Source organism: Vibrio superstes (assembly GCF_003569005.1).
Taxonomy (GTDB): Bacteria; Pseudomonadota; Gammaproteobacteria; order Enterobacterales; family Vibrionaceae; genus Vibrio; species Vibrio superstes.
Genome location: NZ_BCUR01000001.1, coordinates 976099 through 991671, shown reverse-complemented (window position 1 = coordinate 991671; position 15573 = coordinate 976099). Strand labels below are relative to the sequence as shown.

At 43.0% G+C, this 15573-nt stretch carries 12 protein-coding genes; 7 read left to right on the top strand and 5 right to left on the bottom strand.

Translation table 11 applies throughout. From position 1 onward, the window contains the following. Positions 1-25 precede the first annotated feature (25 nt). On the bottom strand, positions 26-745 hold the full coding sequence (locus D5I41_RS04260; RefSeq protein WP_119008664.1) for a hypothetical protein: 720 nt from the start codon (positions 743-745) through the stop codon (positions 26-28). 635 nt (positions 746-1380) lie between these two features. Here D5I41_RS04260 and D5I41_RS04255 point away from each other — a divergent pair. After that, complete coding sequence (locus tag D5I41_RS04255; protein ID WP_119008663.1) at positions 1381-2382, top strand: hypothetical protein; 1002 nt, start codon at positions 1381-1383, stop codon at positions 2380-2382. Between the two features lie 268 nt (positions 2383-2650). Here the strand turns inward: D5I41_RS04255 and D5I41_RS04250 are convergent, their stop codons facing one another. Beyond that, on the bottom strand, positions 2651-3607 hold the full coding sequence (locus D5I41_RS04250) for an SDR family NAD(P)-dependent oxidoreductase (RefSeq protein ID WP_119008662.1): 957 nt from the start codon (positions 3605-3607) through the stop codon (positions 2651-2653). A gap of 71 nt (positions 3608-3678) precedes the next feature. Continuing rightward, positions 3679-4350, bottom strand: coding sequence for a fibrobacter succinogenes major paralogous domain-containing protein (locus D5I41_RS04245; protein WP_119008661.1), 672 nt, complete (start codon positions 4348-4350; stop codon positions 3679-3681). A gap of 291 nt (positions 4351-4641) precedes the next feature. On the opposite strand from D5I41_RS04245, the gene D5I41_RS04240 reads away from it, so the two are divergent. The 6 genes from D5I41_RS04240 (at position 4642) to D5I41_RS04215 (ending at position 12371) form a co-directional block, all read left to right on the top strand. Then, positions 4642-5814: an alpha/beta hydrolase gene (locus D5I41_RS04240; RefSeq protein ID WP_119008660.1), complete on the top strand. Its 1173-nt coding sequence runs from the start codon at positions 4642-4644 to the stop codon at positions 5812-5814. Between the two features lie 31 nt (positions 5815-5845). Continuing rightward, a complete protein-coding gene (locus D5I41_RS04235) occupies positions 5846-6763 on the top strand; it encodes a helix-turn-helix domain-containing protein (protein WP_235868854.1) in 918 nt (305 codons plus the stop codon). A 100-nt stretch (positions 6764-6863) separates the two neighbouring features. Further along, entirely contained in the window at positions 6864-7202 is a 339-nt protein-coding gene (locus D5I41_RS04230; protein ID WP_162892790.1) for an SRPBCC family protein, read from the top strand. Positions 7203-7431: 229 nt separating this feature from the next. Next, positions 7432-8595, top strand: coding sequence for an efflux RND transporter periplasmic adaptor subunit (locus tag D5I41_RS04225; RefSeq protein WP_119008658.1), 1164 nt, complete (start codon positions 7432-7434; stop codon positions 8593-8595). A gap of 3 nt (positions 8596-8598) precedes the next feature. After that, on the top strand, positions 8599-11733 hold the full coding sequence (locus D5I41_RS04220) for an efflux RND transporter permease subunit (RefSeq protein WP_119008657.1): 3135 nt from the start codon (positions 8599-8601) through the stop codon (positions 11731-11733). Between the two features lie 56 nt (positions 11734-11789). Continuing rightward, a complete protein-coding gene (locus D5I41_RS04215) occupies positions 11790-12371 on the top strand; it encodes a cytochrome b (protein ID WP_119008656.1) in 582 nt (193 codons plus the stop codon). Positions 12372-12601: 230 nt separating this feature from the next. Here D5I41_RS04215 and D5I41_RS04210 read toward each other — a convergent pair whose 3' ends face one another. Both D5I41_RS04210 and D5I41_RS04205 read right to left on the bottom strand, forming a co-directional pair. After that, entirely contained in the window at positions 12602-13702 is a 1101-nt protein-coding gene (locus D5I41_RS04210; protein ID WP_235868853.1) for an Lcl C-terminal domain-containing protein, read from the bottom strand. A gap of 498 nt (positions 13703-14200) precedes the next feature. Further along, positions 14201-15571, bottom strand: a complete 1371-nt coding sequence (locus D5I41_RS04205) for a serine hydrolase domain-containing protein (protein WP_119008654.1) — start codon at positions 15569-15571, stop codon at positions 14201-14203. Positions 15572-15573 lie beyond the last annotated feature (2 nt).

The window sequence follows — 15573 nt, the reverse complement described above, 5'->3', positions numbered from 1 at the left end:
TTGAATTTAGCTGAGTACGGGCAAGTTAACGTGTTGGTGATAACTCGTCTTCGCTTAGGTTATTAGTGCAATCCCCGTGATTATCAGGCTCCGCGTTGTCAGTACCATTTAGGCCGCTACCTGAACTATCATCAGGGGTTGGTTCAGGGGATTTCCTCACATACAAAAAGTAGACATGTACAAAAAAGATTAGCGGGAACAAGAGTATTATCCAGACTTTCCAAGAAGCGACTCCTGTTTTGGTTACAAGCTCAAAGTAATTAACGGAAACCATGTTAAATGGAAACATTGAAAAGATACTCATTTCGGGGGTTAAGGTTGCTGTTCGCACCTCGTATAAAGCTTTTTTATACAAAAGCAGCAAGTAGTCGTAGTCTGTACCTATTACTAAAGAGTCCTCTTTCACTGAACTGTTATTGTAGTAATCGACCAGCGCTATTTCTGCATCCGCACATACTTTAGCTTTTCGACTTACTGTGTCTTTAGAAGCACAATATTCCGCTTTGAGATAACCTTTCTCAATTACTTTCCGATTTTGATCGAACAAGAATTTCTGAGTTGAGTTTTTGTGTTCAGTATCTAAATCATGAATAACTGCCTCAGCACCTGCCAGACTTAAGCCAAGAGATAGAACGCCCCCAATTAGTAGAGATAGAATCCTGCTTCCGTCCGTTGCTTTCGCTCTTTGTATGTACGAAATGTAACGCCCTAGACAGGAGCGAAACCAGTTTTTTGTAGCTTCCATTAAATTCCTTTATAGTTGAGTTTATCCAAAAGAAGTCTAATTAATCTGAAGCGAACGTGCCATCAAATGCAGTAAAAATTCCGACAAAATGCAGCCAAGTGATTTTATATTGCGCAATTCTATCAATGGCCGTAACGGAGCACTGGTAGCGCTTTTTCAACACAGGCTGAAAGCAATGTAAGGGCTACTTTAACGGATAGTAGGATGAAATTTTAATGAACAGAATAATTACGCAATCAGATGCGTTTCATCTATCTGGTGGGCTATGAAAGAAAAAGTCCAAAAGCGGTATCACCTGATGCGGTGTCGTCTTGCTATTTGGGATGTGAAAAACTCTCTGATAGGTAAATTTAGTCGGAAGCTTCAAACTTATTCCTGTCCAGAGGTGTGTTCTAGCTGATTTGGGGCTAAATTAGAAATGCCCCATTGCAAGCTAGCGCACTTTTAAGTCTCACTTTGTGGATAGGTATCGACCTACTTTTTTTAATCAAAGTAATGTCTAGTAAGCGGGAGCTTATCAAACAGTATTTATAAAGAGTCTAAGTTTGCTGACGCAGCAGTTAAAACGTTAGGATATAGCGCATAGTACAACTTTTCGATACATTCGCTATAAATTGGAAAAGGATTAGTGATTTGTGAAAAATAATTTTTTCAATCATGCGCCTAAAGAGTTGGCGCTAGATGGATTTCTCAACTGGTTAATCATTGAAATAAAAGCAACGGATGACATAGTATCATTTTTCACAAAGCTAGGCTTGTGCCCAAATGGTACATCGTCCATCTCCGAAGTAAAAGTCAGACGCCAAGAGAAAAGTACTGACTTGATCATCCGGTACTCAGCTGATTCTAAACCGTATAAAGCTCTGTTTGAAAACAAAACAAGGGGCAGTGCTAGCCGGGAGCAGTTAAAAAAGTACAAAAAAGAATTTTCTGACTTCCAGTACTACAAGTTCCTTAAGTTAGCCCGTATTAACTTCGCAGAACAAAAGCTGCTTGATGAATTGGAGTATGTAGCCATTGGTGCTCAAGAGCTTTGTTCGGCAATTGAATGTCTCACGTTTAGTAACCAAGTTACTCGGGAGTTTACTGAGTTTTTGAAGTTCAAGTATATTGAAAAAATCCAATATATCGAATCATCGATGGTATCAGACAACAACTACAGTCTTTTTGCTGACTCGCAGGCCCAACATCATTTAATTGATGCAATTCATCGTGAGATTGACGGTACAAATGACGCTACTTGGTTTAAGTCGGGAGCAAACGTTGGTGGGAGGCCTTGGACTCAACTAGATATAGGGAAGAAACCCAAAGCCTATGCGGATAGTACTGAGCATCTTTTTTGGAGAGTCGACGAACAGATACCTGGTTATTACCTCCGTTTAACACAGTATGCTAACGTGGAAGCAGAGTTCAAAGAGACCAAACAAAAGAATAGAGACAAGTTAAGAGAAATTTTTGCGCCAATTTCTAAGCGATATGATCTCACATATACAAAACCAAACAACAAAGGGATTAAAGAATGTGAAATCCTGAAGCTTTTTTTCAAAGATAACGAATTACCAGTTATCTACGACTCACTTGTTGAATTATCGAAAGAGTTGATCGAAGCGTATTACGAAATCAGCTACGATGCTTAAAGCTTTAACTTCTAAGAAGGTTTTGCCCCAAAACGAGTTGCAGTCGATTGTCACGAGTTTCAACGAAGCGTAACTTGGCTTACTTTTAATAATGTCACAAAAGTCGAAACGGAGTCAGATAACTCCTCCAACTAAATGGCCAATTTCAGTCAACCACTTGTAAGTGCTCGGGAAATCGGCTTTCTTTCCCTCTTATATTGTAAAAATCGCCACCTCTGCCAGAGCACATGATGATGCAGCGTTTAGGTGGAGGAGACCATTTTATCGGTTATGCACGATTGCTTGGGTTTACTGCTTGCGAAAGAAAGTTATGAATGACTGTATCGGCATTATTTTGTACGTTTGCATTATCAATAATTTCAGGCCAGTGAGCAGACTGGTTAGCCAACGCTCCCGTAAGCCCCTTCTTGCTCCCCCACCAAATACCCGTTTTGAATTCATCTTCATTTAGCAAAACATCTACATAACGTTTTGCGCCTACATCTACAGAATGGGCTTTACCAAGTGTTTGCATAACCCACATTACAGCTTCTATTAACAGCTTCTGACCTAATGGTAACGGGGAGGTCCCTGAAGTGCCACGCGCCATACCTGGATCGACCGTAATGAATCGCATTCTCGGATGCTTGCGCGCCATACTCATCGTCCAAAGAGCCCCCATAAGTTTTGCCGCCCCATAGATGTCTGTATAGGTATTATTTCCATTGAATTTCGTGCCATTAGCTACCGATGTCCACTCTGCAATTGAGCCATCAATGATAGGAGGTTTTGCAGCACGTACCTCAGGAGCGCCTCTAGCAGCAAAACTGGCGACGTACATCACCGACCCTTTATCAGATAACTTACCATTCTCCATAAGAAGATCGGTAAAATGAACATGTCCCAACACATTAACCCCGAGGACGAACATGACGCCATCTTTTGTCACTTTAGTTGGCTCAGTTCCGCCGCCGCCTCCCGCGTTCAACACGATTCCATCAACTTTGGTCTCTAGATTTTCAGCAGCACTTCTGCATGAATCTAAATCACCAACATCAACGATCAAGGTTTCGAAAATTTTCTTCTCCGTCAATTGTTCTAGGCGCTGCTGAGCGTCTTGAGCTTTAGCTTTATCGCGACAAGCCAAAATAACTTTAGAGATGCCCTCGCGAAGAGCGAACTGCCGTGCAGCCTCGAAACCAAGTCCGGCATTAGCGCCTGTAATAAGAACTGAAGATAAGCTCATAGTATTTACCAATAATGAAAAGTGTAAGAGTGGCGCAAGGCCATGAATTAATCGTTAGGGTGTTTTAGACATTAGCCCTCAATCTTTACGCACCGTACCGAGAACATGTAATCCTTGGTACTTGTCGCTCGGCGGATCTCGCCTTTATGTGCATTCCACCAAGAGTAAGCAAGGGTTCGTATAATGGCTTTTTCGTCAGTTGAAGCGCTCGCTGTCCAAAATTCAGTGTAAGCACCTTGAGTGATGTAGAACCCATTCCACTTCACTCCGGCTGGTCGAGCAAAAAATCGGTGCTTATTTACGATTGATGGATCAAACTTTTTAAACAGGCCATCTTTTTGGGACTCTTTGAGTTGAGCGCCAAGGTTTTGCTCGCCGCCACGCCAACCATCTTGGTCAATTTCCTCTTCGGACATGCCAATATTGCGCTCTAATTGCTTCCAATCATCATCGGTTGCTACACGCCAACCCACAGGGCAGAGGTTTCGATTATCAGAAACATCATGCCAATCGTATAGCCTGCCATACTTTAATAGATTCTCTGGTTCATCTTTAGGGATTACCCCTGTTCTTACAGCGGAACCGTCTTGAAATGTGGTACTCCTGAGGCTCTCAGCTAACCAGGTTTGATCGCCAATGGTGACGGTACGGTAGATATTACCTTCAGCATCTTGAACCGTATCTTCTAGTTGGTATAACTGTTTATTCATGTCGTTAGCTGATAAAGCTATTGCGGAAACCATGCAGACTCCTATGGATAAAATGTGCTTTTTCAATATTAAGCCCCCAGTATCAACCTAATTCTTTAGGCTGCTGTAATTACGTTGTAAGTTTAATCGACCAACCTTTCATAAACTTATACATTTCCACAATTGTTAAATAAGGCCACCAATCTCAGCCAAATCAATAACTTATTAGCTTTAGTGCTATTTTAAGACTCAGGATTAATTGGGATATGAATAAGTTTTGGTTGGCCGTTTCACTTAGAATTTCCTTATGCCTTGTAACTAAGAACAGCAGAGGATCACCTAGCGATGAAAACCACTAAGTCTTCATTAGCATTACTTTTAGCAACTTTATTCCTGATTATCACTGGCTGTTCCAGCAACGATATCTCCCGTGAGCCAATGTATGAATCAAAGCAGTACTACAACTACTTGCAGCCGACTTTCGACCAATATGTGGAAACGACAACAGAATGGCTAAAGGAAAATCGTGCTTTTATCACTGAGCGTGAGCAGCAAACAACTGAGTTAGCGATGAACGTTCCTTACACAAAGGGTGATCCAAACTCGCATAAAGCGATCTTGCTCGCACATGGTCTTGGTGACTCGCCTTTTAGTTTTACTGATATTTCGGATTCTCTAGCTGAGCAGGGCTTCTATGTGCAAGTCGTGCTTTTGCCAGGTCACGGCAGTAACCCTAGACACATGGAAATGGCGAAGTATCAAGATTGGCAAATATTGGTTGATCATTATGCCCAGCAGTTAAAACAACAATACGATGAAGTTTGGCTTGGAGGCTTCTCCACGGGCGGTAACTTGGTCTCTATTCATGCATTAGAAAAGCAGGGTGTAGATGGCTTATTGTTGTTTTCACCTGGCTTTCAAACCACGACGCCAATCCTAGAAAAATTAACGCCATTAGCCACAATCTTTGCAGAGGGTTGGTTCACTGAAGAGAATAACCTTGCAAAATATAACTCTGGTCTGCTTGCCAGTGCCCTAGCCTACTCTGAAAGCGCTAAAGTGTTTCGCAATAAAGTCGCAAACAAAACACTGGATATTCCAGTAATGCTCGTCACATCAGAAGCCGACAGCGTGATTGATGCGAATGCCCTGTATACCTATTTTGACCAGCATTTTACGCATCCTAAAAGTAAACTGGTTTGGTACGGGGGGAACACAGACTTTACCGAGCTGGCCAAAGTAGAAAGCTACTCAATGCAAAGAGACGATCTAAGAGTAAGTACGGCCTCTCACATGAGCCCTTTATTTGCACCCGATAATAACTATTATGGACAGTATGGTGAGAAAATAATCTGCGACAATAGTATGAGCACTTCTGATGTAGAGGCGTGCAATCAGGGTGAGCAGACTTGGTTTTCAGCATGGGGTTACACTGAAAAAGATCGTATTCATGCTCGACTAACTTGGAACCCTTATTATACCGAATTGGAAAAAACGATGAAAACGGTCGCCTTTTAGGTCGATTAGATAAAATTTTGAGGGTATCGAAATGACCAATACACTGCATATCACTTCTATTTCGGAGCTACACGCTGCATTAGGGTTGGATGCACCCGCACACCCGCTGGTGAGCTTTTTCCATCCATCCCAAGTTAAGCAAGGGATTACTTCGAGCGTCAAAGTTTGTTTTGACCTCTATCTGATTTCCTTAAAGGATTCTGCTCATTGCACGATTGGCTATGGTAATACAACCTACGACTTTGATATTGGGACGATGACCTTTCTTGCTCCGGGGCAAGAAGTCGTTATTGAAGCAACTGAGCCGCTAGAAGACTCGTTAGGTTGGACTATTGCTTTTCATCCACAACTGATTGCAAGGTCAGATCTTAGCAGCAAAATGTCACAGTTTACCTTCTTCGAATATCAAAATAGCGAAGCGTTGCATCTATCTGAGCGTGAGCGAGTGATGGTCACTGATATTGCTTCTAGTATCGGAAATGAAACCGAAATGAATATGGACAAACACACTCAATCGTTAATCTGCTCTAGCATTGAGTTGTTGTTGAAATATTGTTCTAGATTTTATGATCGCCAGTTCATCGTACGTGCAGATTTAAATCACGATTACATGAGACGTTTTAATCAGTTCTTAGACTCATATTACCAAGGGGAGAAGCCTTTTGAACAAGGTATTCCAACGGTTCAATACTGTGGTAAAGAGATTGGTTTGTCCCCTTATTACTTAAGTGATCTAATAAAAAAGGAAACAGGGAAGACAGCTCTAGAGCATATACATCTTTTTTTAATAGAGCGAGCAAAGAGCCAGATTTTAGATACCAGCGACAGCATTACTCAAATAGCCTATGAATTAGGCTTTGAGTACCCACAACATTTCTCAAAACTATTCAAAGCAAAAACAGGGGTAAGCCCACGGCAATTTCGAAATGATCCAACAGCAACACACTAGCCATGTTGAGGTTGGACGTTAGGAAAAGACAAATACTCAAATAATCGGGTGAGTGTTAAGTGACCGAGTAGCAACAAAGATAGAAGATTGGAGACTCATTTTGAGCAGAATAAAGACGTATTCTTTTGAACTAAGCCACCACTATAAAAATATTACGCCAGAAGAGTTTTGGGCTTTTTTTCTAGACCTTGATTGGTACTCTGAGTCTGAGATTATGCAAGGTGAAATGACCCTAGTTAGTGAGGGTGACGGTGCACTTCAAGGTATTGGTGCAATACGCAAACTGAAAATCGACAAAATCCAATTAACCGAGAAAGTCGTTGGTTTTGAGTTGCATCGTTATTTTAGCTATCAGGTATTGCTCGGTGGAAATGGTATGCCCATGGACAATTACCGTGGGGAGTTCTTCTTCACTCCGCGTGAAGATGGCACTCCATAACTCTGAAGCGCCCCTTTTCTTGTTAGGCCTTTACTCATTCATATCTTATTAACCTGAATTTACCCTACTCAAATTTGTCCGATAGAGTTGAAAACTTAGCGTCCCCGTAATGTAAAACTGCCGTTCTATGAGCCAAGCGACAATTCGTCCGTCTTAACCCTGCCTTAACCATCTGTCGACTATACTATTTTTCTATGTTTGTAGTTCTGTTTCTAGAATAAGGTTAATTATGTACCTACCCCATGCGTTAAGGTTGCCTTTGGGCTTACTTCTCTCTAGCTCGCTTCTATTGGGCTGCGGCGAACAAGCTATGGAGCAACGACCAGTCTCAGGTCCTATACATGTTGACGTTTTGGATTTGACCCCAACAACACTGCGTTTAACGACCGAGTTACCGGGGCGAATTACCGCGTTCAAACAAGCAGAAGTGAGACCGCAGGTAACGGGTATTCTCAAAAGTCGTCTATACAAAGAGGGCTCTCAGGTAGAAGCTGGTGACGTACTTTATGAAATTGACTCGACCACTTATCAATCCAACGTTAATAGCGCGCAAGCTCAGTTGGCGAAAGCGTTGACAAGCGAAGATGCCACTCAAAAAACGGCGCTTCGTTATAAGGAACTCATAAGAAAAAAACTGGCTAGCCAGCAAGATTATGACGATGCAAATGCGCTTTATAAAGAAGCCCAAGCTGAAGTCGCGATCCGCCAAGCGGAATTGGATTATGCCAATATTGAACTTTCATACACCAAAATCAAAGCCCCTATCTCTGGTCAAGCTGGCCTTTCTTTGGTATCTGAAGGCTCTCTGTTGACCTCTGAGCAGTCTTCTTACCTGACAACTATTATACAAACCGCGAATGTTTACGTGGATATGCAGCAATCTTCGTTAGCGATTACGAAAATCAAAAAAGAGTTTGCACACTTTACTGACAAAAATGCTGAGATCCCAGTGACTATTACTCTAGAAGACGGCAGTGCCTATGATGAAACGGGTCATTTAGAGTTTTCGGACACGCAGGTTTCGGGCTCGACAGGGACGGTAACGCTACGTGCCATCATTCCAAATCCTGACAATACATTACTAGCAGGTATGTACGTTCGCGCTCATATCTCGATGCCAGAAGCTAGAGGCTATCTCGTTGTTCCACAATCTGCGGTAGTTAGAAGCCAGTCTGGTGAGCCTTCAGTATTTGTGGTTAACCAAGACAGCAATGTCGAGAAAAAGCCAGTTGTACTGGGTAATGAAGTTAACAACGGTTGGGTAGTCAAAGAGGGACTTTCTAGCGGTGAAAAAGTCGTCATCAGCAATATCCTCAACATGAAAAATGGGGTTGAGGTTGTTGTCGATAGCAGCACAGACAGTAGCGTTCCTGCTTTGACGAGCGAGGAATAAACCATGTCCTTATCGAATTTTTTTATTAACAGACCTATTTTTGCTTGGGTAATTTCTATTGTCATTATGCTTTCAGGCATTGCGGCTATCGTCTCCTTGCCTGTCGCACAATACCCGACGATTGCACCGCCAGCCGTGACTATCTCAACGTCATACCCGGGCGCTTCAGCAAAAACCATTGAAGACAGCGTAACTCAAGTCATCGAACAAGGCATGACTGGGTTAGATAACTTGCTTTACATGGCATCTAAAAGTGACTCATCTGGTAGTGCGAGTGTTACCTTAACGTTTAGTGCGGACACAGACCCAGATATCGCTCAGGTACAAGTACAAAACTCCTTACAGCAAGTGAGTAATCGCCTCCCAACCGCTGTGCAAAACCAAGGAACCTCCGTAACCAAGAGCACCTCAGGTTTTATGTCGGTCACCAATCTATACTCTCCTGACGGCAGTATGAGTGCGGGAGATATTCAAGATTATGCAAACTCAAGCATCAAGGACATCCTAAGCCGTGTCAATGGCGTAGGCGAAGTGACCATTTTCGGCCCATCTTATGCGATGCGTATCTGGTTAGACCCTGCCAAACTGAACAGCTACAGTCTCACCCCTGTTGACGTTTCTAACGCAGTATCTGTTCAAAATAGTCAAGTTACTGTTGGCCAACTAGGTGGGACGCCAGCCGTTGATTCTCAGCTAATCAATGCCAGTATCACAGCTCAAAGTCTATTAACTAGTGTTGAGGAGTTTGAGGACATATTAATTAAAGTCGATAGTGATGGTTCTCAAATTAAGCTCAAAGATGTGGCACGCGTTGAGTTAGCCAGTGAAGAGTCTTCAGTAATTCCTGCTTATATGGGGATGGGTGCCTCAGGTATAGCCATCACCCTTGCTACCGGCGCAAACTCGTTAGATACACAAGTAGCGGTTGACGCAAAACTTGAGCAACTTTCCAAAGGGTTTCCCGAAGGGCTAGAACTGGTTAAATCAACGGATAATAATTTATTTATCCGGTTGTCTATTAGTGAAGTTATTAAAACTCTCTTTGAGGCGGTTGGGCTTGTATTTCTCGTCATGTTGCTGTTCTTGCAAAACTGGCGAGCCACTTTAATTCCGACTATTGCGGTACCTGTGGTACTGCTTGGTACCTTTGGCGTTATGGCAATGCTGGGGTTCTCGATCAATACATTAACCATGTTTGGTATGGTGCTAGCGATCGGACTACTGGTGGATGATGCCATCGTTGTGGTGGAAAACGTTGAGCGTTTGATGCATGAAGAGAACCTATCTCCTCTCGAAGCGACCAAAAAGTCAATGGGACAAATTACCAGTGCCCTAATTGGTATTACTATGGTGTTGTCGGTTGTATTCATTCCTATGGCGTTTATGTCTGGTTCTACAGGCGTAATCTACCAACAGTTCTCTTTGACGATTGTCTCGGCAATGGTTCTATCGGTTTTGGTTGCATTGATTCTTACTCCGGTTCTCTGTGCAACGCTTTTAAAGCCTGTTGATAAAGCATCTAACAATAAGTTTTTTGCCCTGTTTAACCGAGGATTCGATAAGTTGTCGAACAAGTATCGAGGTTCAGTTAAACACGCTTTACTGCGTCCAATCCGCTTCACGTTTGTTTACCTCGCACTTTTTGCTGGTACCGCTTATCTGTACAACGTGCTGCCAAGCTCATTTTTGCCAAATGAAGACCAAGGTGACTTCATGGTCATGGTCACGACGCCAACGGGTACTACGTTACAAAAGACACAAGAAGTGATGCTGGATATTAAGGATTACTTTGAAGAAAACGAGTCACATACCGTCAATCACGTGTTTACCGTTTCTGGATTTAACTTTACAGGATCAGGGCAAAATGCAGCGATGGCGTTCATTGGCTTGAAAGATTGGTCAGAGAGGACAGAGCCTGGCACCGATGTTGATTCTATTATCGGCCGAGTTATGGGCGAGTTCTCAAATTACAAACATGCGCAGGTCTTTGCTTTTAGTAGTCCAGCGATTCGCGAGCTTGGTACTTCAACAGGCTTTAACTTCTACCTAGAAGACGTGGGCTCTGTTGGTCATGACAAACTAATTGAGATTAGGAACCAGTTACTTGGTGCTGCGGCACAAAGCCCGTTATTGCAAAATACACGACCTAACGGCCTTGAGGATACAGCGCAGCTTTTCCTTGATGTCGATTATGAAAAAGCCAAAGTGCTAGGGGTAGATATTGATGATATTAACCAGTCACTATCCATTGCTTGGGCGTCGTCATATGTAAATGATTTTATCGATCGCGGTCGCTCTAAAAAGGTTTACATACAGGCTGACGCCAAATATCGCATGACACCAGAGGACCTAAATTTATGGCATGTACGTAACAACAACAATGAGATGGTGCCTATCTCGGCTTTCAGCACGTACCATTGGGGCAAAGGCTCTCCGCAGCTAGCTCGTTATAACGGTAACCCTGCGGTAGAAATTGTTGGTGAAGCTGCTGCTGGTTACAGTACTGGTGAAGCGATGGATGAAATCAATCGACTGGCAGCTGAAATATCTAATGATGTGCAGGTGAGTTGGACGGGAATGTCGTATCAGGAGATCGAAGCAGGTAACCAAGCCCCTATCCTGTACGCAATCTCCATCTTGATGGTGTTCCTATGTTTGGCTGCATTGTATGAGAGCTGGAGCATCCCAATCGCAATTATTCTCGTGGTTCCTCTAGGGGTACTCGGCGCACTGGCAGCCATTATGCTAAGAGGGCTAGAGAACGATGTTTACTTCCAAGTAGGTGTATTAACCACCATAGGTTTAACCGCCAAGAACGCCATTTTGATTGTTGAATTTGCCAAAGAGCTTTATGAAAAAGGAGCTAGCATTATTGAGGCAACGATCCAAGCGTGTGAGATGCGCCTGCGTCCAATCATTATGACGTCATTGGCATTTGGGCTTGGTGTGTTGCCTTTAGTTCTGAGCACAGGAGCAGGTGCGAATGCACGTAATGCGATTGGTACATCTGTATTGGGCGGCATGATGGGGGCAACTCTATTGGTGATTTACTTTGCACCGCTATTTTTTGTCTTGATCTGCAAATTATTCAAGTCAGATGACAACCTAGTAGCAACCGAAAACAAAGCAGAACAATAAAATAAACTGGATTGAGGCTTGTGCCTCGATTCTGCGTTATACATCGTGAGTTATATATGATCAAGAATACAGCTAAAAGTTATGGCAGCGTTGCCAAGTGGTTCCACTGGTTGATCGCTCTTTGTTTCCTCGCCGCATATGTGATTATTTACTACAAAATATGGTTTTTGGACAAAGACGATGCACTATTTCGCCCGAGCCTGAATATTCATATTGCAATCGGATTTAGCGTGCTTTTGTGGGCGAGCTTACGAGTGTGGTGGAGGCTTTTCAACGTTCAACCTGAAATGCCACCAATGCCTAAATGGCAGTTAAAAAGTGCCCACTGGATGCATTGGATACTGTACTTTTTTATGTTCGCAATGCCAATTTCAGGTTGGTTTGGGTTTGGTGGTTCTATTGACTACGGAATTTTCCAGATACCTACATTTCGTGAAACAGGTTTAGGACAGTGGATTTTGGCTTTGTTCAACACTGACTGGGATACTTGGGAGAAGAAATGGGACTTTTTCCACAAAAACATAAGCGGTGCGTGGGTACTTTGGATTTTGATTGTGTTTCATGCTGGAGCGGCCTTGTATCATCACTTCGTGCAAAAAGACGATACTCTTACACGGATGTTGCCAAAGAAAAAATGAGGCTAAATAAGTTTCAAGAATATGCGTTTTTCTGTGTCTGAGTTGCGAGGATACTATTAAAACAATTGTTGTGGATGAGTGATTTTGGCCAGTCTATTAGAGATTTTGCGGTACTTCAGCTAACCAATGCGCCTATAATTTCACAAGCTCTGTAACCCACTATTGTCCAAAAATTTCACAGCGGGGCAGTTCGTAACTCAAAACTGCCCCAAAGTTTGCCAGAGCTTCAGCTAATTTAGGTCTCGTACTGCTCGAACATAGTTTTCAATCCGAATTACATCACCTTGGGGACCATGCCCATAAGGGTAATCTTCCGCATTACCTTCTTTGGGTTCCGCTCGTTGGGCTCCAGCTCCATGGACATCAAGTAGGGTTCGAGTCTCTGAGTTTGGTCTCTTCATGAAGCCTAAGCATTCCCCGAAACAGAAATAAGCGGCTTGTGATTGAGATTTTGGACCAACACGTAGATGAGTAGTACTACTCCAAAATACAGGGTAGTTCACATTCCCTTGTTCATCTTTGATTGAAGACATTGCAAATATAGGTTTGATAGCAGCAGAGTTAGTTGCTTGAGGCGAACGAGTATAATCGACAATCGTATGCAGTTCCTTAATTGTAGGTAAGCGCCAGTCACTGTGTCCTAAGTATTGCTCTTTATTCAGTTGAACGATCCACTCTTTAGCCTCCACCCAATTCATTCCGGTTTGACTATCTTGCTCTGTCCACATTAATTGAGTCGCCAAGTCACTAATTGTTTGGTCGTTATTATCTTGAAAGTTATTCTTACCATAATCGGTATTTCCACGAACCAAGCGAACCGTAAACTTGTTATCTTGTTTAGTACGCGGGTGTACAAGCGGGTAACCCTTAATACGTCCATCCGCAAAGTTAACACCAAACATGGCTTCATCTTTACCCATGATTTTTCCGGTATAAATGGAAGTCGTCAGGTACTGTGAATCAATCACTCGTGTTCCATTAGTGCCATAAGCAAAATCAAAGTTATCTATATCAATAAACGGTTTTGCACCATCAGGAACTTTAGACATATCGCGATTGCTGGCATCCACTCCAGTGAACAATATAAGCGAATACATCTCCTTAATGTTCGGGAGTCGCCAGTCGTTGTAGCCTCCAATATTAGCAGATTTTGCATATTCAACTGCTTCATTATAAGTCAATACTTTATAGTCTTTTTGCCACATTAAGCCTGTGACAGTATCGGTAATCGTATTGTCATTGTTGTTCTGATATTGGCCTGAAGTTATTGAAACAACAGGATAACTTACTGGGTTGATTGGTGTTGTTTGAGCAAAAGTAGTGCCAGTCATACAGCAAGCCACTGTGATTAGTGTTCTCTTAACTAAAGTAAACAAAATAATCCTTATTAGTAGGGTTTTAAAATGGCAATTATTGGCCGTCCACTGTATTGCCACAGTCTAATTACATAAAGTGGGTGGCCAAGGTGGGCTTAGTCTTTGTATTGTTCATTGGTAAGTTTAGGGCTTGCTGTTAAAAAAAATACACACTTTACTCAGTTTTACGATTAGCTAGCTACGTCCCGTCCCCACAACTTGCTATTGATTTAGGTAGTATCCTCGGAAGTCAGACACAGAAAAGTGCATATTGAATAGCCACTGACTTTATAGACACGCCCGAGTAGGGTGTCATCTGCTTCATTTACCCAAGCTCAGATAATTCGAAGCTGTCGACTTAGGGCTTAAACTCTAACTCACTTTTGTCCGTGCTAGCAGGCATCCTCTAAACTTCACGCTTGTGAAAAAGAGGCTCCGCGAGAGGAGCCTTATTGCATCTATTAATTTCTATTTCTAATCCGCCAACAGCTTAGCCGCAGAACGCATCAACGCCGGACCTTTGTTCTCTCCAAATCCTGAGTGATAAGGATTGGTTGAGAACATCACCCCAACAAAGTCGCGTGCTGGGTCGATGTAAATTAACTGGCCTAGGTTACCGCTTTTTGCCATGGCGCCATCATCAAAGATAAAGTCGAACTGATAGGCGTTGTAGTCAGCTTTCTCACCAAAGGCGTGGATTGAGCTGTTTTCTTTCTCTGTACCAACGAATGCTTTGCGGTCACCACTATTGCGGATTCGGTCGATGACAGCTTCAGACACAACGGGCTCATCCGCTACTGCTTTCCAGCTTGGTGTGAACAGGGTTCCCCAGCGTGCCATATCTTCGACTGTGCTGGATACTAAGCCTACCGGCAACGCGGTTCCGTCCGGCGTTAGGTTGAAGTCCATTGACTGTCTTGCGTGAACCTTTGACCACACGCGATCTTCAAACACTTGTGTCCAGCTCTTATTCTCTACATTTTCCACCAGCTTGGTCAGCACTATGGTGTTGATAGAAGCGTATCTAAAGTGATCTCCTGGCTTTTCGCCCTTTAGCTTTTGCGCACCCTGTGCAACTTGTATCCAAGTCTCGACTTCGCCCGTTGTTGCTCGTGGTGAGTTAAACGCTGATGCAAAAAAACGCACAACATCTGAATCAGGGTTTAAAATCGAAGCGAGCGTTTCTTCATTGTCTAGAGCCGTAGACATATTCAATGTATTCAACACTGTCACGCCATCCCAGTTAGTGCCTTTTAGTTCAGGAACATAAGTGGAGATCGGTGCACGTGGATCGACTTTCCCTTCTTCGACGAGCATTGCGATAACGGTGCCAACGGTAGTTTTCGCAGAAGACGCCCATACATGCTTATCCATCGGATTCATTCCCGGATATGCCTCATAAACTATCTTGCCTTTATGTATCAACATAAAGCCTTGAGTTCGAAACTGTTCATCTGCTAGGTAATTGGCCATCGACAGTTCACCTTTTGTCTCTGTTTTCACAGTAAGCTTGTCTAGGCGGGTGTCTATCGATTTCTCTAGTGGTCTGTAGTCTGCATTTGGCGCTGCCATAGCAGTCGGTAGGAATTCGCTCATATGCATGTTGTAATACAAAGAGTGATCCCCTCCCATTTGCCAATGAAAGTTGTTGAACTCTTTACGAGCCGCTGAGATGAAGTCAGGATCAAAGGTCTGTTTGGCGACTTTTACAGGAATAGTCACTTGCGCACCTTCAACCTGAAGCGCAGCTTCCACTGGGTTTAATTGAACTGAGCTATTGGCAAAAGCTTGTGAGCTGATTAGGACCCAAGGGGCAATAATTAGAGTTGTTAGATCAATTTTCATCG

What these genes read in the sequence shown, in the direction of transcription:
- D5I41_RS04260 (WP_119008664.1), bottom strand. Translation starts at nt 745, where the DNA reads ATGGAAGCTACAAAAAACTGGTTTCGCTCCTGTCTAGGGCGTTACATT.
- D5I41_RS04250 (WP_119008662.1), bottom strand. Translation starts at nt 3,607, where the DNA reads ATGAGCTTATCTTCAGTTCTTATTACAGGCGCTAATGCCGGACTTGGT.
- D5I41_RS04245 (WP_119008661.1), bottom strand. Translation starts at nt 4,350, where the DNA reads ATGGTTTCCGCAATAGCTTTATCAGCTAACGACATGAATAAACAGTTA.
- D5I41_RS04240 (WP_119008660.1), top strand. Translation starts at nt 4,642, where the DNA reads ATGAAAACCACTAAGTCTTCATTAGCATTACTTTTAGCAACTTTATTC.
- D5I41_RS04235 (WP_235868854.1), top strand. Translation starts at nt 5,846, where the DNA reads ATGACCAATACACTGCATATCACTTCTATTTCGGAGCTACACGCTGCA.
- D5I41_RS04225 (WP_119008658.1), top strand. Translation starts at nt 7,432, where the DNA reads ATGTACCTACCCCATGCGTTAAGGTTGCCTTTGGGCTTACTTCTCTCT.
- D5I41_RS04220 (WP_119008657.1), top strand. Translation starts at nt 8,599, where the DNA reads ATGTCCTTATCGAATTTTTTTATTAACAGACCTATTTTTGCTTGGGTA.
- D5I41_RS04215 (WP_119008656.1), top strand. Translation starts at nt 11,790, where the DNA reads ATGATCAAGAATACAGCTAAAAGTTATGGCAGCGTTGCCAAGTGGTTC.
- D5I41_RS04210 (WP_235868853.1), bottom strand. Translation starts at nt 13,702, where the DNA reads ATGACTGGCACTACTTTTGCTCAAACAACACCAATCAACCCAGTAAGT.
- D5I41_RS04205 (WP_119008654.1), bottom strand. Translation starts at nt 15,571, where the DNA reads ATGAAAATTGATCTAACAACTCTAATTATTGCCCCTTGGGTCCTAATC.